Origin of the sequence: Xenococcus sp. PCC 7305 (genome assembly GCF_000332055.1) — a bacterium.
GTDB lineage: Bacteria > Cyanobacteriota > Cyanobacteriia > Cyanobacteriales > Xenococcaceae > Xenococcus.
This window is the reverse complement of the sequence record NZ_ALVZ01000185.1, coordinates 21,556-43,941: the sequence shown is the minus strand read 5'-3', so window position 1 is coordinate 43,941 and position 22,386 is coordinate 21,556. Positions and strand designations below refer to the sequence as shown.

The 22,386-nt window shown below is 37.5% G+C and carries 14 protein-coding genes and 1 pseudogene; 5 read left to right on the top strand and 10 right to left on the bottom strand.

The window, feature by feature from the left end:
• The 5 genes from XEN7305_RS14255 to XEN7305_RS14235 form a co-directional block, all read right to left on the bottom strand.
• Positions 1-392 (bottom strand): sugar phosphate nucleotidyltransferase (locus XEN7305_RS14255; RefSeq protein WP_006510159.1); only part of this gene is annotated, 392 nt, incomplete at its 3' end.
• Positions 393-581: 189 nt separating this feature from the next.
• Positions 582-1,571 (bottom strand): hypothetical protein, encoded by a 990-nt coding sequence (locus tag XEN7305_RS14250; protein ID WP_006510158.1) that lies wholly within the window; start codon positions 1,569-1,571, stop codon positions 582-584.
• Positions 1,572-1,690: 119 nt separating this feature from the next.
• Positions 1,691-3,118 carry a Stf0 family sulfotransferase gene (locus XEN7305_RS14245; RefSeq protein ID WP_006510157.1) on the bottom strand — a complete coding sequence of 476 codons (1,428 nt, stop codon included), beginning with the start codon at positions 3,116-3,118 and terminating at the stop codon, positions 1,691-1,693.
• 113 nt (positions 3,119-3,231) lie between these two features.
• Positions 3,232-7,152, bottom strand: coding sequence for a glycosyltransferase (locus tag XEN7305_RS14240; protein ID WP_006510156.1), 3,921 nt, complete (start codon positions 7,150-7,152; stop codon positions 3,232-3,234).
• A gap of 43 nt (positions 7,153-7,195) precedes the next feature.
• Positions 7,196-11,290: a tetratricopeptide repeat protein gene (locus XEN7305_RS14235; protein WP_006510155.1), complete on the bottom strand. Its 4,095-nt coding sequence runs from the start codon at positions 11,288-11,290 to the stop codon at positions 7,196-7,198.
• A gap of 646 nt (positions 11,291-11,936) precedes the next feature.
• Here XEN7305_RS14235 and XEN7305_RS14230 point away from each other — a divergent pair.
• Positions 11,937-13,043 carry a substrate-binding domain-containing protein gene (locus XEN7305_RS14230; RefSeq protein WP_158500400.1) on the top strand — a complete coding sequence of 369 codons (1,107 nt, stop codon included), beginning with the start codon at positions 11,937-11,939 and terminating at the stop codon, positions 13,041-13,043.
• 78 nt (positions 13,044-13,121) lie between these two features.
• Positions 13,122-13,596 (top strand): annotated as a pseudogene (locus tag XEN7305_RS14225) (DUF29 domain-containing protein).
• Here XEN7305_RS14225 and XEN7305_RS14220 read toward each other — a convergent pair.
• Both XEN7305_RS14220 and XEN7305_RS14215 read right to left on the bottom strand, forming a co-directional pair.
• A complete protein-coding gene (locus XEN7305_RS14220; protein ID WP_006510152.1) occupies positions 13,582-14,454 on the bottom strand; it encodes a metal ABC transporter permease in 873 nt (290 codons plus the stop codon). The pseudogene XEN7305_RS14225 and the gene XEN7305_RS14220 overlap by 15 nt on opposite strands.
• 19 nt (positions 14,455-14,473) lie before the next feature.
• Positions 14,474-15,268, bottom strand: a complete 795-nt coding sequence (locus tag XEN7305_RS14215; RefSeq protein WP_006510151.1) for a biotin transporter BioY — start codon at positions 15,266-15,268, stop codon at positions 14,474-14,476.
• 233 nt (positions 15,269-15,501) lie between these two features.
• Between XEN7305_RS14215 and XEN7305_RS14210 the strand changes: the two genes are divergently transcribed.
• The 3 genes from XEN7305_RS14210 (at position 15,502) to XEN7305_RS14200 (ending at position 20,749) form a co-directional block, all read left to right on the top strand.
• The gene (locus XEN7305_RS14210; protein ID WP_006510150.1) at positions 15,502-17,673 is read left to right on the top strand and encodes a glutamine synthetase III; all 2,172 of its coding nucleotides are present in this window, start codon (positions 15,502-15,504) and stop codon (positions 17,671-17,673) included.
• 221 nt (positions 17,674-17,894) lie between these two features.
• Entirely contained in the window at positions 17,895-19,103 is a 1,209-nt protein-coding gene (locus XEN7305_RS14205; RefSeq protein WP_006510149.1) for an HhoA/HhoB/HtrA family serine endopeptidase, read from the top strand.
• A 116-nt stretch (positions 19,104-19,219) separates the two neighbouring features.
• Positions 19,220-20,749 (top strand): helicase C-terminal domain-containing protein, encoded by a 1,530-nt coding sequence (locus XEN7305_RS14200; protein WP_006510148.1) that lies wholly within the window; start codon positions 19,220-19,222, stop codon positions 20,747-20,749.
• Positions 20,750-20,762: 13 nt separating this feature from the next.
• On the opposite strand, the gene XEN7305_RS14195 is transcribed toward XEN7305_RS14200, so the two are convergent.
• The 3 genes from XEN7305_RS14195 to XEN7305_RS14185 all read right to left on the bottom strand — a co-directional run bounded on the left by XEN7305_RS14195 (position 20,763) and on the right by XEN7305_RS14185 (position 22,249).
• On the bottom strand, positions 20,763-21,068 hold the full coding sequence (locus XEN7305_RS14195) for a DUF3007 family protein (RefSeq protein WP_006510147.1): 306 nt from the start codon (positions 21,066-21,068) through the stop codon (positions 20,763-20,765).
• An 11-nt stretch (positions 21,069-21,079) separates the two neighbouring features.
• Positions 21,080-21,310, bottom strand: coding sequence for an NAD(P)H-quinone oxidoreductase subunit L (ndhL, locus tag XEN7305_RS14190; RefSeq protein WP_006510146.1), 231 nt, complete (start codon positions 21,308-21,310; stop codon positions 21,080-21,082).
• Positions 21,311-21,742: 432 nt separating this feature from the next.
• On the bottom strand, positions 21,743-22,249 hold the full coding sequence (locus XEN7305_RS14185) for an SH3 domain-containing protein (protein ID WP_040897897.1): 507 nt from the start codon (positions 22,247-22,249) through the stop codon (positions 21,743-21,745).
• Positions 22,250-22,386: the final 137 nt, after the last annotated feature.

Sequence of the window (22,386 nt, the reverse complement as noted above, 5' to 3'; positions counted from 1 at the left end):
GTTAAAGCGTCGAGCTGCTGAGTTTTAAATTTATCAATGAATAAATCTAACTGACTTTCAACCAAGTTATCTCCCAAATACATCACAAAGGTCGCATCACCAAGAAAAGGCTGGGCGATTTTGACAGCATGGGCAAGACCTAAGGGCTCTTCTTGCAAAATGTAGGTGATATTAGCGCCAAATCTGCTTCCATCTCCAGTTTTGGCCTTAACTTCTCCTCCTGTTTCTGGACTAATAATAATTCCAATATCAACAATACCTGCTGCAACAATAGATTCGATCCCATACCAAAGAATTGGTTTATTCGCGACGGGAACCAGTTGTTTGGCTCCTGTATAAGTTAACGGTCGTAAACGAGTTCCTTTTCCGCCAGAGAGAATTAATGCTTTCATTTTGGGCAATAGTTAATGGATATTGATTTAACCTTAAAATAGCAACTGCTTACTTCCTAACTTTTGATAGGTAGTGTTTGCCATTTTTTTAGCATTTTTTAAAGATATTCATAACAAATGTACTAAACTATCGATAACTTCCCGTTCTATCCAATGAAGCACCTACATAGTTCAAATGTTCTTACAAAACTAACTTGCTCCCCGTTCAGTACCGATAATCACCTGAATCAAACCTAATAATTCCTCTTGACTCAAATCTTTAACATCAAAATTATAATTTTTATAGGATTCTAATTGTTCATAGAATAAAACACCATCTTTTCTCTCAAGATATTCTTGTGCAACAGCTAGATTAGATTGTTTATACCAATTCAGTATTTTAGATGCGTCTAAATAAGAAAGTAATCGATAGCTAATTTTTTTTTCTTCAGACCAATACTTTTCAGCTAAGTTAACAATTATTCTCAAACATTCTTTTTTTTTCTGTGGTTGACTTTCATAGATTTTACTGATGATCTTTAATGCTGATAATGCTTTTATTCCTGGTTTGACATTTTTATTTTCAACATTATTAAAATGACTAAAATCATTTACTCCAACTATTTTCAATAGATCATAATGAGTGCTTGGTATTTGAAATTTTTCCAATGGTCTAACAATAATATTACTAATTCCAAATTCTTGTTTCCACGGCTCTAGTAATTTATAGTAATCATATTTAACTTTATTTTTTTTTATAAAAAACAAGATGTCATCTAAATCACTTTTCGGGAGTATTCCCATTTTAAGATGCTGGATATATTGAGATTCCAATATTCTATCTTGTCTTCTAAGATATACTATGATTTTTACATCATAAAATTTCAATTCTGATTTTAGAATCTTTATTGCTTTACGATTTGCCAATCCAAAGGATTCTGCACTGATAATGATATTATCGAGACTTGAATTGTCTATTTCTTCATGAACTTCTTTCCAAGTTCCAAAAGCAGGATTAGCTTTTTTTGAATTTATCGTTAGCCAACCTAAGTTATGCTGAGCTGCTAATTTACCTGGAATTCCTATTTGAGGATATAAATAACCCGAATTACGAAGATTACTTCTATTTCTGAGTAAAAATCTTTGAAGCGTTGTAGTACCTGTTTTATGGAGTCCAATATGAAGAAATAATTTTTTCATGGTTTCCAAAATAAATCGTAAATTTATAATATTTTGGCTGCTTATAGATTGATCACAAAGCTAACAAAATACTTATTTCGTTACTTTCTTCTGCTTAGCAATACCTAGCAGAAAATATTTTAAATATATTTAATTTCTAAAATATTTTTTGTGTTTCTAAATTGCTTACAAGATTCAATAAAATCCTTATTTTCTCGTTGAAATTGTTCATACATTTCCTCGCTTTTGTTGTTAGAGAGCTTTTGGTGTTCAGTTTGAACGGGAAGATTGAATTCAGCTTGCTTTACTTCAATATGAGATAAAATGTTTTTCACCCATAATTCAGAATTTTTAACCAGTTTTTCGTATGTAATTCTTAGTGGCTTAATTCTATTTTCTTTAAACAATTGTTCCCAGAAAAATTCCTGATGCAATATATGCAAAATCCAGTATTTTATTTTACTACTATCATAGTCAACATTTTTGACTTTTTCTATGTTTTGACTGGTATGGTAATAAGTAGAAGCAACCGCTTTATATAGCGATATGCCCTGCTTAATGAAATCATCTCTAGTTAGATAAATAGACTTAAAATTAGGACAAAATATTTGTTCCAAAGACATTGTTTCTAACACTGGCTTCAGTTGAAAAAAACTAGCTTCTAACCCAAAAACATTATTACTTGTAGAGTGGGATATCTTAATACATTTTAGATAATCATGAATGCTTTTACATGGATACAGATCTAAAATGCCATCTAAATTTTCTTGATTAAACCATTCTTCAGGATTACCAGCTAATTGTGTCTTATAAATTAATTCTGTTAACCAAGAACTACCAGATCTAGGAGTAATAGCAATTAAATAAGAGTTAAGCTTATGCTTTTTCTCAGCATATTGATACCTATAGTTATTCACCATTGTCTTGTCTTCTAAAACCAAGGAAAATTTTTCGTAAAATGGATTCATTTTAACACCTGCTTGATTATCAAGGGGATTGATCGGCTTATAAGTATATTTATCAGCAGAAATGAGCCTCCCACTTTCTGCCAATAATCTCTTTAAAAGCATTGCTCTACTATACTTAGAAATATAATCAAAGAAATAGCTTGCATTTCTTAGACAATACTCTTCTTTTATGCTCAAATTAGTTTTATTTTTGACAGTTATAGCAATTAAATAATCGTAAATATTAATGATTTCGTCTATTAAAATATGGCGTTTTTTATTTAATTCCGAAGCTTTATTGTTATAAACATATTTGCTGTATATATTAGCAATATGAAGATTTGCCCAGTAATTTCTTGGATCAATATCTAAAGCTTTTTTATAATAGAGAATTGCTTTTTGATAATATTGATTCCCGTTACAAAAGTCTCCTAGAATATTAAAGAATTTAGGGTTTTTGACAAAATTGGTAAAATCAGCATATTCCTGATTCAACCCCTGTTTCTCAAATAAAGACTGAAGATAAATCTTCAATTTACCTGTGTCCTCTTGAGAAAACTCATTTATTATTGATAGGCGATCTGAAAAACAAGTTTCGTAGTTTTTTTTCTCTGTTTTCATTTTTAGTACCAAAAGTTTACTAATAGTTGACTAATAGCTTTTGCTTACGAAGCACAATGATTAATTAAATTGGACATTCTTGTTATTAATAAATCAATCAAGACTAAATAGGATTATTCATTGGTAATAACTGATAATTTAGTTTTATTTAGTTGATAGTAATCATCTATTATACTTTTATAATTGTAGCTTTCTTTGGAATTGCAAATTAATCTATTCTTTCGAGCAAACTGGCACAATTCAATCATCTTAATGACAATTTTTTTAGGTGGTAAATATGGTTGCAAAACAACTCCGCCAGGTATATTCTTGATTCTTTCCCCAATAGCTCCTATATTCAATCCCATAGGAATTAAACTTAGTGATAAAGCTTCACTTAGAGTATAAGAATAAGTTTCTGGCCAAATACTCAGAAAAGCTACGATATCACAAGGATAAGTGCTCAATTTTTCTTTTAAATCATCTAAATTTTTAAAGATCCCCATAATATGGATATTTGGGTATTCTTCAAGTAGTAAAGCATCATCCTTTGTATAACCAAAAACTACAAATTCAAGAGGAATATTGAAATTTATTGCATAGGACGCACATTCTTGTAAAATCTGATACCCTTTGATATCGGAAATTGCTCCAATCAATGCTACACGAAAAGGCAAAGAACTTTTACTTTGCGAATTATAACTTTGCAATGTAAATTCTGTATCCAACTCTGGATGGTATTTCACGTCAATTTTTACCTCAGGAAAATAGCGAATAATTCTCTCTTTTACGTCATAAGTAGGAGCAAAAACTTTACGAGCTTTTTTGATTTTCTCTAGATAATAATTGCGCCATTGAGCTACTGAACCCAGTTCACGATAAAGATTACTTAAACTTGGATCATTGTATGTATTGTTTTTAGTAATGCATAGATCACAAGCTTCTGCTGATGGTTCCCCACAGTATTTATTTAGAACAGTTGTTAGATTAATTCTGGGACAAATAAATTGATAGTCATGAATGGTAACATCAAAAGCTAAACTGAGTTTTTCTGGTATTTGCCATAGGATACTTTCCTGATTAAAACCAATAGTGCTGTTGATATGTACGTGAACTACGTTTATAGATTTGAGGTCTTTAATTAAAGCATTAAAATCAGATTGATCTCTTAACTTATACCTAGAGTGAAATTGAATTCCTTTTAGTGAAAATAGCTTAGTCCAATTACGTTGATCTGGTGCCAAGCAAATAGTTTGATAACCTTCTTCTGCTAGACGACTACTCAAGTCAGCGAGATATTTTTTAGTTCCGCCACCAAAGTCATGCGAGATAAACAAGAAGTATTTAGGAGCTCTTTTTTTAAGCCTTGCCATATCAATTCTTCTCCGATATGGAGCTAAAGAATCATTAGTAACAAAGTCTTGAATCTCTGCATCATATTCTGGATAGTCGGAAGAAAGGATTTTTTGGGCCCTGGCGATCGCGTTATGTTTACGTTCGGTAAAAGATTGACTACCGACATGATGGACAAATATTCCTGGCGCAGCTACATGCTTCCAACCAAGCAACATAGCTCTTCGAGACCAATCAACCTCCTCTCCATAACCCTTCTCCCATTTTTGTTCATCAAACAAGCCAACCTCACTCAATGCGCGTTGCTTCAAATAACAGCAAAAACCATGAACAGAAGGAACCTCCACTTGTACTCCCTGATTAATGGCTTTACAAAATCCGTCTAGCTCCTCTAAAGATGTATCATTGGGCAATTCTCCTATTTCTCTCGCAAAAAATGGATAACTAAAAATGGAAGCATGATTGCTAATTGGAGTAACTGAAGCAATGTTTTCTTGAGAATAAGACAAGTCCCTAAGTCTATCTATCCAGTTTCCGTTAACAATCGCATCAGAATTGAGGAGTATCACGTCACGATCTGAATTCATTTTCATCCCCTTGTTGACACTACGGACAAAACCTAGATTATCTTGATTAATTAACAATTGAATTAAGCCTTGTTGAGCAATGTCTTTCAGGTAAATGCTAATTTGCGGATCTGGACTGCAATCATCTATGACATGAATGTTAAAGGGTATTTTGTTTTCTTTTCTAGATTTAATGATACTTTCTAGGCAGAGCTTAGTAACTTGATAGTTTTTGTATACAGGCACAACTACATTTACTATCTTGTCTGTTTTAACTAACTGTTGATAAATTGAAAAAACTTGATTTAGGGGATAGTTGACGATAGCCTGATCACTGGATTTAGATGCAACCCTAAACTGCGCAATAAGTTTTGGGATCAGTTGATAGTTTACCCATTGTTTTTCTTGTTCACTGAAATTAATTAAATTATTTTTAGTGGCTTGATTAAGCTTGTGTAATATATTTATGCTACCAATAGCAGTAATTACCTGCTTGGGAGTATCTAAGATAGGGATTTTAGAATTCTTAAGAGTCAACTCTACCTGCTGTCCGGAATAAATGGCACTCGGAAAATGAATGTCAAATCCACAACGCAGTCCAAAATTAACATCGTTACGTTCTATGTCTGCAAAAAAAGATTGTTTTTTTGTTCCATCTATATATAAATCCAATTCTAGTGAATAATCTTGATTGTCATCAGTAATCCAGCCAGCAATTCGATCATTGCTTAGTAAGTCAATATTTCCTTGTGCCGATAAAAAATAATTATCTATATCAGCTAATATGGTATTGTCAGGGCAGAGTATTTGAATATGATGTAATCCGTCATTATTTAAAATAATATCGGGAATTTGCAGGCAAAAAAAGCAATGTTTATTGGAATTTATTTTTATATTTTTAATATATTTTTCTTTGAAGTGCTTTTTAGATAAATTAGCTTGACAACTATTGATCTCTAGGCCATTAATCAGCAGTTTAACAGTAATATTTTTTTTGGCAAAATTTTCATCAGCAATCCAGCCTATAATTTGATTTCCAGATATACAAAGTATTTCCCCAAAAAATGTATCACTCACATCATTATAATCGCCAAAATTATTTTCAGTATATCCGCATAATAAGTTTTCTTGTTCGTCTAATTCTTTATCTATTTCTTCTGTCTGGTCTAAATTAATAACTTGAGCTAAATTATCACTTGACTGAATCGAATGATAGCTTTTCAATGAAACGACCTCATTTAACTTATTTTTTACATCATCTGAATCTGGGTTTAAACAACGAGTATCCTTGAATACCTTAAGCGCTTGATCCAGATCTCCCTGTTTGATAAAAGCTTCACCTAAGCAATAATACAAAATATAACTTTTAGGATGTTGATGTATTCCAGCTTGAATTACTTTGAGAGCTTGGCTAACTTTAGAACATTCCATCAATTGATTAGCTAAATTACAATATAGCCAATCAGGTTGCTGAGGATTCAAGCGAATAGCTGTTTGATAATGTTCAACAGATTTAGATTCATTATCTTGACCTTTATAAACTAATCCTAGAGATCTATGTATTTCATCAGAATCAGGATACATCTTTAAAGCTTTGCCTCCTAATTCCAAGCCTTTATCTATAAGCTTAAGTTGGCAGAGTAAGGTAATCGCATTGCTATATATCCAAGAAAATTGATTCTCATCTAATTCAATTAATTTCAAATAAATCTCGATCGCTTCTTCTATTTTTCCTGCTTTATGTTTTACTACTGCTTGAGTATGTAAATCATCTATTTTTTCTTTATTTTCTTGACCATTAATGTTTGCAGACAAATTCTGTTGTTTCTCATAAATAACTTCGATAGTTTGATGAATCCGATCAGATTTAGGGTGGATTATTAATGCTTGCTCCCCCAAGTGCAAACCTTTATCTATCTCATTAACCTTTTCTAGTAAAATAATAGCGTTTTCATAAACCAAAGCAGGTTGATTTTTATCTAATTCAATAGCTTCTAAGTAAAATGCGATCGCCTCTTCTATTTTACCCTCTTTTTCTTGAATATTTGCCTGACTTATCAACCAATCTGTACGATAAAGATTGTCTTTTTCCCCAGATTTGGTAATTGCAATTTTCTTTCTTTCTGATGATATCATTGTTTTATAATAGTTAGTAAGCTGTATAAAATACTAGATACTTTTACTTTCCAATCAATCGTTTGAGAATGTCATTTAACTTCTGCTTAATTACTTGCGGGTCATAAGGCTTGATCGCTTGTTTACTATTAATAGCCAATTGATGCCATAACTCTTCTTCCTGATAAAGCCGAATAATTTGTGTTGCAAACTCTGCTGCTTGATTCGCCTCTAAAACATGGGTTTCATGGTTTAAATTCATGCCTTCGATACCAATACTAGTAGCCACAATCGGCAATCCATATTCCAAACTATGTCCAATTTTGCCTTTCATCCCTGCACCATATCTAAGAGGTGCCACAAACACCCGATGGGTTAGAAAATAAGGTGTCACATCCACGAGATGACCAGGTACGGTCACTCTAGGGTCACGAGCTAAAGCAGTGACTTCTTCCGTGGGATTAGTGCCTAGTAGAGTTACAGTTAATTCTGGTAATTTTTCCCAGACTAAAGGCATAATCTCTTGAGATAACCAGACTACAGCATCAATGTTTGGCGGATGATTATAACTGCCGATAAAGAGCAAACCTTTCCTTTCTGGGAAACCAGGTATTTCACCAGTATAGGGAAGATGCACATTAGGAATAACTGCTAAATCACCCACCTGTTGTTGTTGCAAAATGTCTTGTTCTACTGTGGAAATAGTGACTGTCAAATCAGCTTCATGAGCGGCTTGCAATTCCCGCGACTGCATTCTGATCCATTGCCTGATATCCTCAATACTGGGCGAGTCGGATAACAGTTTTTGAGCTCGTTTTAGTCTTAGGTAATGTAAGTCAATAGTGTCGTAGACAAGTTTAATCTGGTCATGCTGGCGAATCAGAGATGCGTATTTTTCGTAATTCTCAGGATGAGCGATCCAGGCAATATCGACAAAGGATAATCTTTCTGCTATTTGTTCCTCAATGGGAGTACCATAACCTTCCTGGGTATAGATCAGCTCAATCTGTAAATTTTGCAATAAGCTTACATAGGGCTCTTCTTTGAACCCATTCTCCGCAGCAAAAATCACGTGATAATTTAACTCTTTGAAGATTTTTAGCAATCCGAATAGTCTACGAGAGCCAGAGTCCTTGTCATAGCATGGCACATAGCTATCTATTACTAAAATTGTTTTTTGTCCTTGATATTTTCTGGCTGCCCCAGGGATATTGGCAATTCCCCGATTGGGTAAATATTGTTTAGTTTCGAGAACCGACTGCCATTTTAGATGGAATTTTTTGGAGTTAACTATTTGATATTGCTTAACCCCACTATCGGTAGAATTTCCTGAGCTAATACCTTCGTGGTGAATAACTTCCGACTTGGGTTGGTAAAGAACTTTTAAGCCTAAATTATGGCGAATCCTAAAGCAAAGATCGGTGTCTTCATAGTAGGCAGGGGCAAATTCGGAATCAAACCCACCTAAGGACTCAAAAATTTCTTTTTTAACCATTAGGCTAGCTCCCGAGCAGTAATCTACTTCTCGCAGATAATTATATTGAGGGTCAAAAGGATTTTGCTTTCTGCCATAATTCCAGCCCGCAGCATCCTGCCAAATAATCCCGCCTGCTTCTTGGAGCGAACCTTTAGGATAAATGAGTTTGGAGCCGACGGCTCCCACTTTTGGATCCGCTTGAAGCACTTCTAGCAAACTTTCGAGCGCTTTGGGTCGAATTTCCGTATCATTATTCAGGAAGTAGAGATATTCTCCCTTAGCAATCTTGGCTGCTTTGTTACAAGAATGGATAAAACCGAGGTTTTGAGCGTTGTTGATTAAAGTTAGACCTGTTAACTGCTCTAGGGTTGCTTGAGTATGGTCCCCAGAGCAATCGTTGATGGCAATCACTTCAACTAGAGTATCTTGGTGAATATGCTTTACTAACGAAGAGAGACATTGCAGAGTATAGTCTAGTTTATTGTAGACAGGGATAATAATTGATATTGTAGGGCGATCACTATGAGGAAGATTTAAAATCGCAGAAATCTTTGGGCGATCGGCAATTGTTGTGGTGGTCACTTTTGCTGTAGGCTCTTTTTCCGTAGTAACGGTGGCTATTCCTGGAGAAGTGAGGAAACGTTCCACTATTTTGTTAACATCCGTCTCTGGATATTTCGCCATTAGAGCATTAGTTAAGCGAATTGTGGCTTCGACATTTTTCGGCTCTAGTTGCACTGCTTTTTGATAAGCTGCGATCGCCTCATCGGGTTTTTCCGCCGCCATCAGAGCATTTGCTAATCCTAAGTAAAGTTCTGGATTGTTCTTATCAATCTCTAAAGCCTGATAATAATTGGTAATATTTTTGGGCGATCTCTTGATTTCTTGAAGAATATTATCCAAAGCTGTCTGTCTATATTCTTCACTTTGGCGGAACAAAGCATGGGCTATTTTCTTTGACAAACCAGGTAAATTAGGTTTTATTTTTGCCGCCGACTGATATGCTGTGATCGCTTTTCGCCATTGACCAATTTGCACACAAGCATCCCCAAAATTACAATATGCTTCAGGAAAATCAGACCTGAGGGCAATGGCTTTTTTGAACATAGATATCGCTTCTTCTGGCTTGTCGCTTCGCAGCAACATGATACCCAAATCATTGTAGGATAAGGGATGATCCGGTTTTAGTCTGATCGCTTGGCGATAGACAGTAATCGCTTCCGACCAAAGTTCTTGATAACCCAAAACACTTCCTAAATTATGCAGAGCTTCCCAGTAACCAGGGTTGAGCTGAAGCGCTTGTCGATAACAGTCAGTTGCTTGTTGCCAATTACTCTGTTGGGTAAAGCTAATTCCTAGGTTGAAATATAATTCGTAACTTCGGGGATTATGCTGAATTCCGTCTTGGTAGCAACGCAAAGCCTGTTGTCGTTCTCCTGCGTTCTTTAAAACCTTTCCTAATTTCAGATAAACAACTTCTGATTTGGGATTTAGATCCAAGGCCTTTTGATAGTAAACAATCGCTTCTTGCCATTGCTGGTTTTTGGCACAAGAATCACCTTGAGTTACTTGCTCCTCGGCCCCATTAGTTACCGGCGCCGCTTCTGGAGTCGCGATTTTCTCAGAACTATTTATTTCCGAATTTATGTTCGAATCAGCAGCAGATTTTGCAGAATGTCCTCTGAGAAATAATTGCTTTCTCGCTGGTAGGAGGGGGGTGTTTATTGACGAGTCTTCAAGCTGGAGTAGTTTTCGATAGTAAGTGGTGGATTCCTGCCATAGCCCCATTGATTCGGTAATTGTGGCGAGTCTTTGATAAGCCTGACGAGAGTTGGGATTAATTTGAACTACCTGTTGATAATATTGCAAAGCCTGAGGAAATTTTCCTTGTTGATAAGCTTGCTCTCCTAAAATTAACAATTGCTGAGAAGAGGTTTGAGGCGCAAGTTGTTCCAACCTTGGGGAGTCTGTTGATTCTTGGCGCAAGTTTTGGCGTACTAAAGATAATTGTTTATATACCCAAGGAGAATCGGGCTTGAGCGCGATCGCTTGTTGATAATAGTTATGGGCTTGTTGCCAATTACTTTGTTGAGCATAAAGATCTGCGAGATTGGCATAGGCTTCAGAAAAATCTGGCTTCATGGCGATCGCCTGTTCATAATAACTAACCGCGATCGCAAACTTCTCTAGTTTTTGACAAATATCACCTAATACTTTGTAGACCTCAACTAGTTTCGGATCAATCCTCAGCGCCGCGTCACAAGCTTGAACAGCTTCTGGATATTTTTGCTCTTCCCGATAAATTATTGCCTGTTCGAGATAAATTCTCGCAACATTAGCCCCAGTTTTCTGAGAGGATAATTTCTTGGTAACTCGATCTGCAGAGGCCAATATTCCCGACATTACAATATTGGAAAATCTACCGAAACGCCCCAAAATCTCTTGCCAAGAAACATTCGGCTTGATGTTCTCTGAGTCAATCTGAAGTTCTGCTTCCCCTACCTGTAAGGCATTTATCCATTTTAAATTTTTTTTGTAAGCAAATGCTTGCTCAAAATGAACTTCTTCTGCTTCCACCTCCTCTGCATCAGAAGAAGACAAGTCTTCTGAGCCTGTTAATTTCTGTCTATCGCTCTTCTTCTGGCCTGATACTTCTCGATAATAAATATTGGATTCTGTCATTTGTATAACTTTTTTGTAAGAGTTATAGGATTAAATACTTGTCTAAGCGAAAAAGATTGATATATTTATGTGGAAAAAATTGTTAAATATTCTACATTTTGAATATGGTTTAGATAACGACTATTTGTTGTAATTGTTGTGCAGTAACCTTATATAATATAAACAATTCTCTGTCCTTTTATTAATTTCCTAACTTGTTCTTTATATTTTAAATACGGGTAAATAGCAATGGGGAAAATACTTACGTATTTTCTCTTAAGGAACCATGTAAATACTCTTAAGGTCTGAGTGTATATGCTAGCGCCTTACTTAGGTAGATACCCCGAAAAAACGCTTCTGTAATTAAAAACACTAATGATAAATAGTGAGAAAATAGTGTCTATTAATACCATTTAGGATTGAATCTCACTTGATGCTTATGTCAGAAAAAGATTGAGATTCTATATGTGTAAGATTAAATTTTGAAGAGGATAGTCTAAATATTCTTTTATTTACTTGTTGGAGAAATAAAGATCGTGTATAACAAAATAATATATAACTATTACATTTTAAATTAATAGCTATAATATTAAAAATAAAAACTGAGGAAAAATTTAGGATGAATAGTCTGCGACTGAAATTTCATACAAAAATCTTATTTTTATTAATGTCTCTGATTTCTCTGCCGGTACAAGCTCAATCGGTGACTGTCCCCGAAATTACCACGAAACCTATTGTTTTAGGGCAAAAAACTCTTCAATGGCCTCGAGAAGGTGGTATGGATGAGATACCAGAACGTCCCTTTGACTATCCAGACCTGACTGGTCAAGCAAACATCCTGGAAGATTGGCATATGCAAACAAGTTCTGATGATTGGGACTTACTCTTTTCCACCTCAGGCAATTTTTATCGGTTTCTCAATGTTTTCTTTCGTCAAACCTATCTCCCAAATAATCCCGTTGTTGAGCAGGGTCAATGGGGTTATTCTACGTCCCCACCAGTTTCTCTTCCCCAACTAAAAAATGGTGGTCGCCTCAGCATTGGCAACATGGAAATTCTTGGTATGCCGATGGTTGTCATGGGCCCAAAATCAATCATGAATGGGGTAGTAAAAGGTGGTTATAATGATGGAGAACCAGCGAAGATCCTCAGTAATTTTGGTAATGTGTTGCTAGTTCCCTCGGGCAATCCGCAGAAGATTAATAATATTTGGGATCTCGGGCGAGAAAATATTCGCGTTGCGACTTCCAACCCAGAAACGGAAGCTGGCAGTTTCGACAACTATAGCTCTAGCGTTTTTCATATGGCTTTTCGTGAGGTTGAAGCCGACACAGGTGATATAAACATCGCCAATAGAAAAGCTACCAACTTATTTAACCAAATCTTCAATCCCAAGAACAATGAGCGAAGGAGAAAATGGGTAGTTGGCGATCGCATTCACCATCGGGATGTTCCTCAGGCATTAGCTGACGGTGAAGCCGATGTGGGATTAATGTTTTATCATTTAGCCCAAACTGCGGTTAATGCCCATCCTGGATTATTTGAGATTGTTCCCTTGGGTGGAACCGTAGAAAATCCCGAACCATTACTAGGTAACCGAGTCGCGACGATGCAGGCCATTAGAATTGCTGGGAATTGGACTCCTCAACAAACAGTTAATCGTGATAACTTCTTCTCGGCAATTACAGATCCGGTTGCCAACTCTGCTCTTTTGACTCAATATTGGGTCAGAGAACCAGTTACAACCGGAAATAATCAGCCACCGTTGCCTTAGCTCCTAGCTATTAGGTAGTGAAAAAAGCGCAATTTGTTAGAAATCACGCTTTTTTTGATTGTATAATGAAAAATAAAAATGGTTTCTAAAATAAGACAATCCCAAAAGACCTTGTATGACATTGACTATAATCTTTGGCTAGAAGAGACTGTGGCACAATTACAGGCAAAAAACTTTAGTTCTCTTGATTGGGAAAGTTTAATTGAGGAGATAGCCAGTTTGGGAAGGAGTGAAAAAAGAAGAATAGAAAGTTTACTAACAAGGTTATTCGAGCATTTACTCAAATTAGCATATTGGGAACAAGAAAGAGATTATAATCAAAATCATTGGAAAAGAGAAATTCGCAATTTTCGTAAGCAAATCAAGAAGGAATTAAAAACTAGTCCTAGTCTAAAATGTTACCTAATAAAAGTATTCGACGAATGTTATTCAGGATTCTCGGGAGTTGGTGGCTGATATTTCTGAATTGCCCCTCGATACATTTCCGATATCTCCTATTGGGAATTTAGAGCAGCTATTGGATGAAAATTGGCTTCCTTTAATTTTTTCTTAACTTCAAAAGACTTGTCAATCTTTGGCGATTGTCAGGGGTATTAATAATTCCTTGAGTCGGACTAAATAAGAAAGATAAACTAAAAAAAACAAAGACCAGCATCACGATCGCAGCTCCCGAAGGCAAATCAAAATAATAACTAACATACATCCCGCCAATAGTCGAAACTACGCCGATTATTGCCCCGAAAAACATCATTTGGGCTAAGGATTCAATCCATAAATAAGCAGTGATTGCAGGCCCTACGAGCAAAGACATTACTAGTAAAACCCCTACTGTCTGCATACTGGCGACAATATTGAGGGTGATAGCACAGAGCAGACCAAAGTATAATAAATTGACTGGTAAGCCACAGGCTTTAGCTCCAATAGGGTCAAAAGTGTAAAATTCTAACTCTTTATAAAATAATTTTGTTAAAAGAATAATAACTACTGTAATGGTTGCTGTTTGCCAAACATCTTGTTTTGTGACGCCTAAAATATCTCCAAACAACAAACTACTTAAATCTATTTGATTAGTTTCTAAGACATTAATTAAAATAATGCCTAAAGCCAAAAAGCTTGTCAGAGCAAGAGTCATAGCCGCATCCACCTTCACCCGCGATCGCGTATTAATAACCATCACGACAAGGGCACTCAGTATACCTGCGATAAAGGCCCCAATAGCTAAATTAATTTCTAAAAAAAACGCGATCGAAATCCCTGGTAACACAGCATGGGAAATGACACCACTCATCATGCCCATTTGTTGCAAAATCAAATAACTGCCCACTACTGCACTGAGAATCCCCAAGAAAAAACCCACCGCGATCGCCTGACGCATAAATACAAAATTTAGGGGTTCAATTAACCACAGCATATATTCTATTAAAAATCAATTAGCAAAACATTAGCTTGCGCAACATATAAGAAATAGTCACCGTGGCACAAATTACCGCCAATTGTCCTGGCAACAGAGCTAGAGAATAGAGAGAGATCCCTTCGATGAGGGAATTAATCCCTGTTCCTAAACCTTGAATATAATAGAGAATCGTTAAATACAATATCCCTGTAGCATGAATTACCAATAGACCAGCACCACAACTTACAATCAAACCATCCAAGTAAACTAATCTTTTAAATGCCAAATGGCCACATAACCAAGCCCCAAAAACAAATCCGACCAAGTAACCAAAATTAGGTTCGGACAGATAATGCCAACCACCACCACTCTCAAAAATTGGCACTCCGCAAAGACCCAAAATTACATAGGTTAGTTGAGACAACAAAGCAGCATGTCTTCCTGCAACACAACCAATGAATAAAACAGCCCCAATTTGATAACTAACTCCTAAAGTGGGAATTGCCAACTCCTGATTATTCCACAACCAAGGAAAATTGACAGTATGAGCCTCAATAAAAGTACAACCCACCGTCAAAATCAAACCGATAATTGCCCAAAGTATAATCTCTGGTAATGAAGGGAGTATGGGATTGTAGGTGCGTTCAATACGGGAATCTAATTGTTTACGCAGCCACTGATTTTCATCGTCTATGTAGTCTAAATTCTCTTGTTTTTGACTAAGAAGTTGCTGCAAACTATCAAATAATATCTTGACCCGATAGGGAGTAACATCCCATTCGTAATCAGTTATTTCAGGATTAGGCTTCGGAAGCGGTCTGGCGTTGGACATGGAAAACGATCAGCTCATGACATAATGGCATCTATCAGTTTAGCTGTCGATATTTAATTCGGCATGGGTTCAGCGGAAAATTTTTGGGGAAAATTTTAATTTATGAAGATTATATAAACGATGTCAGGCTAAGCATCTTTACATATTCAACTCGGTTACATATGCTACATTTGTCCCGATCGCATCCTTGTAAGATTCGTAAGATCTAGATGTATAACAAGGAAGTAATTATTATGGGATATGAGCCACGGACTCAAGCTATCTATCAAATTACACATCGCAAACCCATTCCAGTTCCACCTCCAGAGTCATTAGAAGACATCTGGGCAGCCGATGTGTTTAGTTTGAGCAAGATGCAAGCTTGTCTTCCTAAAGGTGTATTTAAATCTCTAAAGAAAACTATAGTATCTGATGCTAAGCTAGATCCTTCAGTGGCGGATATCGTAGCTTCAGCGATGAAAGACTGGGCGATCTCCAAAGGGGCACTTTACTATGCCCATGTATTTTACCCAATGACCAATGCTACAGCAGAAAAGCATGATGGTTTTATTTCAGTGCAAAATGATGGCACAGTGATTTCCGAGTTTTCCGGGAAAACTTTAATTAAAGGTGAACCTGATGGCTCTTCTTTCCCCAATGGCGGCATTCGCTCCACCTTTGAAGCCAGGGGTTATACCGCTTGGGATGTCACCAGCCCAGCCTATGTTATGGAAACTGACAATGGTGTAACGCTTTGCATTCCCACAGTCTTTGTTTCTTGGACAGGAGAAGCCCTCGACAAGAAAATTCCTCTCTTGCGCTCTATTGGAGCGATGAATGAGTCTGCCACGAAAGTTCTCAAGCTTTTAGGAAATGAAGATGTAGCTCGGGTTAATTCCAGCTGTGGTGCAGAACAAGAATATTTTTTGGTAGATGCGGCCTTTGCCAACAGTCGTCCTGATTTATTGTTGGCGGGCAGAACCTTATTTGGCAAGACTCCAGCTAAAGGTCAGCAATTTGATGACCATTACTTTGGTGCAATTCCTGAAAGAGTTCAAGTTTTTATGCAGGAAGTAGAAAGAAGAATGTATCGTTTGGGGATTCCTGCGAAAACCCGACATAATGAAGTGGCTCCTGGTCAGTTTGAAATTGCACCTTATTTTGAATCGGCAGATGCGGCCACAGATCACCAACAATTGACGATGACTATTCTGCGGAATACTGCCAAAAAACACGGTTTCGCTTGCTTGCTTCATGAAAAACCCTTCGCTGGTATTAATGGTTCTGGTAAGCATGTAAATTGGTCTGTTAGTAATGCTACTCAGGGGAACTTGCTCGATCCTGGCGATACACCCCATGATAATATCCAGTTTTTGACCTTCTGCGGTGCGGTAATTCGTGGAGTTCATAAGTACGGGCCATTATTGCGCGCTGTGATTGCCACGGCCAGCAATGATCATAGATTGGGTGCTAATGAAGCTCCTCCGGCCATAATGTCTGTTTATTTGGGCAGTCAGTTAGAAGATGTCTATGAGCAAATTCAAAAAGGCGCGATTATTGGCAGTCAACCTGGCGGCATTATGGATCTAGGGGTAGAAACCTTGCCCACATTTATGAAGGATTCTGGCGATCGCAACAGAACTTCACCCTTCGCTTTTACTGGTAACCGTTTTGAATTCAGAGCTGTGGGCTCTCACCAATCTGTTGCGGGGCCTTTAATTGCTATGAATACAATTTTGGCGGATTCTTTGGATTGGATAGCCAATAAGTTGGAAAGTGAGTTGTCAGCAGGAACCGAACTCAACACAGCGATTTTTGCCATCCTTAAAGAGATTATGGATGAACATGGTGCAGTCGTCTTTGGTGGAGATGGTTATTCTGCGGACTGGCACAAAACGGCTGTGGAAGAGCGGGGTTTGCCTAATCTACCTACAACAGCTGATGCCCTACCAGTTTTGACAGAAGGTTATATTGAGGAATTGTTTGATAAAACTGGAGTTCTTTCTCCTAGAGAACTAGAAAGTCGCTTTGAAGTCTATTCAGAACAATATATACTTTCGATCGAAGTTGAAGCCAAGCTAGTTATCGATATTGCCAAAACTAAGATCTATCCCGCAGCAGTAGCATATTTATCTAACCTCTCAACAACTATTGCTAGTCTTAAAGAATCAGGCATTGACTTCGATACTGAAATTTTGAACAAAGTTGCGAGTTTAACCAGTAGTATGATGGGCGCAACCAGCAAATTAGGAATAGCTTTAGAGAAAGAAGATTTTTCTTCTATGAAGGAACATATGCAGTATTCCGCAAAAACTATTCGTCCCCTAATGGATGAGGTGCGGGAATATGCCGATGGTTTAGAAGGTGAAATCGCAGACGATCTATGGCCTTTACCTAAGTACCAAGAAATGTTGTTTATCAAATAAACAATTTCCTAAAAGTTTAAATATTATTTATTTAAAAGGTCGTTACATTAAAACGACCTTTCTTTTTTGTCTTTATTTTGCTGCTACATAGATCGAAACAGCATCTATTGAATGGGCAAGGAGACTATGATTGCAAAAAGGATAAGAATCGTAAAAAACAGGAAAGTGGATTCTCTGTAATAATTGGAACAAGGGCAGACCTGAAACATGGGCAATGAATCATGAATTTATTTTTTCGAAAACTGAGTGTTTATGTGGGAATATTAGCGGTGGGTTGTGGCGCTGGGTTTTGGGGGAGCCGCTATCTTGGCGACTCAAAGACTGTGATTGAAAGTCAAAAAGTTTACCCCACAGTAGTCCCGACCTTGTCGAAGAATTTACCTAGTTTAAACGCCGCCGCAAATCAGAACTTTAACTTCATAGCCCAAGCTGTACAAAAAGTGGGGCCCGCTGTGGTTCGGATTGATGCTGCCCGGCAAGTAGAAACCTCTGGGGGAGATAATAGATTTTCGCAACCTTTTTTCCGCCGCTTTTTTGGCGACGAGAGTTCCCCAATCCCAGATCAAGTAGAAAGAGGTACAGGTTCAGGTTTTATTTTGAGTTCTGATGGTCGCCTAATTACCAATGCCCATGTTGTTGAAGGTTCTAAAACGGTTCAGGTAACCTTGAAAGATGGTCAAGTTTATGAAGGTGAAGTTTTAGGTGTTGATCCGATTACTGATGTTGCAGTCTTGAAGATTGAGGCGACAGATCTGCCCACCGTAACTTTAGGAAATGCCGAACAATTGAATCCTGGAGAATGGGCGATCGCGATCGGGAATCCTTTAGGCTTTGATAATACGGTCACTGTTGGTATTATTAGCGCTATAGATCGTTCTAGTTCTCAAGTAGGAGTGCCTGATAAACGGGTACGATTTATTCAAACTGATGCCGCGATTAATCCTGGAAATTCCGGGGGACCCTTACTCAACGCGCAGGGGGAGGTCATTGGAATCAATACCGCGATTCGTGCTGATGCCCAAGGATTAGGTTTTGCCATCCCCATCGAAACAGCACGAAGGATTGCTAATCAATTATTCGATCAAGGAAAGGCTGATCACCCCTATTTGGGGATTCATATGGTTAATCTGACCCCTGAAACTAAAGAACAAATTAATCAACAACAAGATTTGGATGTCAATATCACAGCGGATCAAGGAGTTTTAATTGTTAAAGTCGTGCCAAATTCTCCCGCCGCCAAAGCTGGATTGCAAGCAGGAGATACAATTCTCAAGGTTGGCGATCGCGATATTCAAAACTCTTTACAAGTACAAGATAGAGTGGAAAATAGCGAAATTGGCGAATCTTTGCCCCTAGAAATCCTGAGAAACGGTAAACTAAGAACAATTGCCGTTAAACCTGGAGTTTTTCCCCAAGAAGAATCTAGCTAGTCTCTAATATTATCAACTATTCTCAACATCTCACTCCGAAACCACTAAACCTAAAACCTAAAACCTAAAACCTAAAACCTAAAACCTAAAACCTAAAACCTAATTAAACCCTTGAAGTGATAGAAGTAGAAGTCCATTCTTCCCTCAAAGATTTTTTGCGAGAACAAGGAAATAGAGATTGGCCTCATCATTTGACTATGGCGCGCTTGGTTGCGAGAACCCTACGTTTGGGTCGTTCTGCTTTAATGCAAACAGGGAGTAGTAGCAAGCGATATTGCACTAGTTATTTAATGCCAGTGCTCTTGGGGGACTGGTCGGTAATCATTGTGATTCCTGAACTCAAACAAGCCCATCTAATCAACCAAGAAATCCCTAATCTGCAAAAATGGTTAGGTATCAATAAACAAGTCAGAATTGGTACGAAATGGCAAACAGGGGACCAATTGCTCATAACAAGTCCTCAAAACTGGATTCGCGATCGCGTATATCAAGAAAATAAATTTCCTAAGCAAATTCCTACTATTATCGATCGCGCGGATCATCTTGAAGAATGGGCAATCCAGCAATTAACCATCTCTCTTGAAGTGTCTGATTGGGATAATTTATTGCAAACTAATCCTCAAGATGCTGAATTGATTCGCAATAGCCGAGTCAAATTGACGAAAGCCATTTTTAATCATCCTGTCAATCCCTATCAATGCTATGTATTAGAACAACCAGAACGGGATATTTTGGTTTACATCCTGCAAATTTTGGCCAAGAAGCAAGCTTTAACTCCTAAGTTTGCCCAATTTTGGCATCTATTTAATTCTCCTCATCATCCTTTTCGCCTCAACTCTCAGCCCAGTCCCTTGCTATGGGTATCTCGGGAAACCAGTACCGGATTTTTCTCTTTGCATATTGCGCCTGCGGAAGTGGCGATCGCTTTAAATCCCATTTGGCGTCAACAACCTGTAGTTTTTATTGGCAGCTTTTTAGACCGCGAGTCCCAAGCTCCTGTATATCGCGAAAAGTTTGGCTTACCAGAAATGCTCTGTTTACAATATTCTCCCAATCGGCAACAAGAATGTCTCAGATTATATTTGCCTGATCGCTTTCCTCTTCCAAATAATCCTCAGTTTCGGTCGGCCTTTATCGAGCAAGCTCGTATTTTAGTGGGTTTTAGTCGAAATAATCAGCAACCAGCCGTGATTTTAATCGAAGATGTGCCCCTGAGAGCTCAAGTAGCAGCAGCTCTAGCGGCTCAAATAGGCTCACAAGTACAAGTAGACAGCACCGAAGTTACCGACACAGGAATTTTAGTCACTGGTTGGCAGTTCTGGAAACAACATCAAGACCAATTACCTACTCCCAAATTATTAATTATTGCGACTTTGCCTTTGCCATCATTGGAAAATCCTTTGGTTGCTAGTCGAGTTGCCCATCTTAAACGCGGACGCAAAGATTGGTTTCGCCTTTACCTATTGCCAACGGCTTTAAATATAATTCAACAGACCATAATTCCCGTGAGAGAATCCCAAGGTATTATTGCTCTGCTAGATAATAGAGTTAATTCTCGAAGTTATGGCAAGGCCATCTTATCGGCTCTAGAGCCTTGTGCCCGGATTAATTATATTGATCCAACTTGGTTTTTCAATGATGATTAAAGTTATTTGGCAATTAAGACTGTTTTTCTTGGCCAACTTCTTCTTGTAATTTTGCTAGTTCTTCGGGGGACATTTCTTCAAAGCGCTTTTGGATTACTGCTTCTTCGTAGTCTTTCAACTGCTGATTATAGGTCATATTCTTGGTTAAGACCCGAAACAAATAGGTCATAGACCAGCCAATCACCCCGGCAATTAAGACAACTTGACTCCAAATTCCCGCAGAGATACTGTCTAACCCGACAAAATTAAAAAACAAAAAAATGATTCCCCCGGCGACAAAAACACCAAAAGAAATCGCGATCGCATCTATTCTACGCATATCTAACCAACTCAAGCCTTAATTTTACTGGGTTTGGGACGAAAGTTCAGAAATGGACTCAGCAGTAACATTCCAGGGAAAGACAAGAAGACAAATAAATACATCAATAATCTTTCTACTGAGCTAGCAGTATACCAACGATTTTTGAGGTAAAAATAGACTAATGCAGGCAAAACTACGAGATAGGTTCCACTGAGTACTAAATACAATAAGGCAACTAATTGAGTTTCCGTTACTGGCATAACTTCCTTTGAGCTTTTGTAATAAAGATATCTTGTCTTAATATAGCAAGTCTTCTACTCGCGAGTCGCACTAAGTTACACTTCATAGCGCAACTTTTAATCAAGTCGATTGGGGAGATGGGAAATTTTAGGGATTTGGGGATATAACGGAAAACTTGGGCTGATATATTGAAGACCCAAAGCCTATTAGCCGCCTTTGGCAAAGGTAGACATAATCAAAACCGAAAGCAACATTCCAGGACTAAGTAAGATAGCTAAAGTAAGTAATTCGTGAGAGGTCATAGAATTTTATAAAATCGGAAAACATCTTAACCTTTATAACTTAACGTCCAAAATTCAAACCTAGAGGAAAAATACATAATTTATTTATCTATTTTTTTCTAACAATTGTCATTTGAGTCACAAATATTTTAAACATGTGACCTACATACTCTATTCTTTCTCCACATTCCCAGCCTTAACCCAAGCTTCTCTCTGGCTCTCAGGAATGCGAATTCTCTGCCATTTCTTATCCGAACTATCTTCGAGAATGATAATCCGAGCATTGTAACCAATTCCCCCTACCCGCTCAGCATCCAAGGATGGTTCAGCTCGCAAACTTAAGCCTTGAGGCCAAGTAACTCTGGCAAAATAAGCATTTGCTGGTAATTCAGGTTCCGGTTCTGGAATGGGTTCCGGTTCTGGAGTTGGTTCAGGTTGGGCTGCCGTTTCTGATGTGGGAGCTGAATCGGATTTTGCGATCGCGTCTTGTTCTGGCAAGGGTAGCGGTTCAGCTTCTTCAAATGCAGGCTTAGTCGGAGTGTGAGAAGACATTTTTGTAAAATAAAAATAGGCCGCACCAGCACCAATACCAGCGATCAGGGCCACTCCCAGTACAAAACCTAGAATAAATTGAAAAATACTGGAGATCGTACTAACCCAAGTTTGTTGTTTTGTCATCGGAGGAAATTTCGTAGGTCTTAAGCTCATGAGCTAATGATCAGTCGATTATTTGGTGAATCTCAAATCATAATATTCGATTGCTGACGATCTTAGCTTCAGCGAAAAATCTATTAAGGTTTTCAACTTGTTTTATT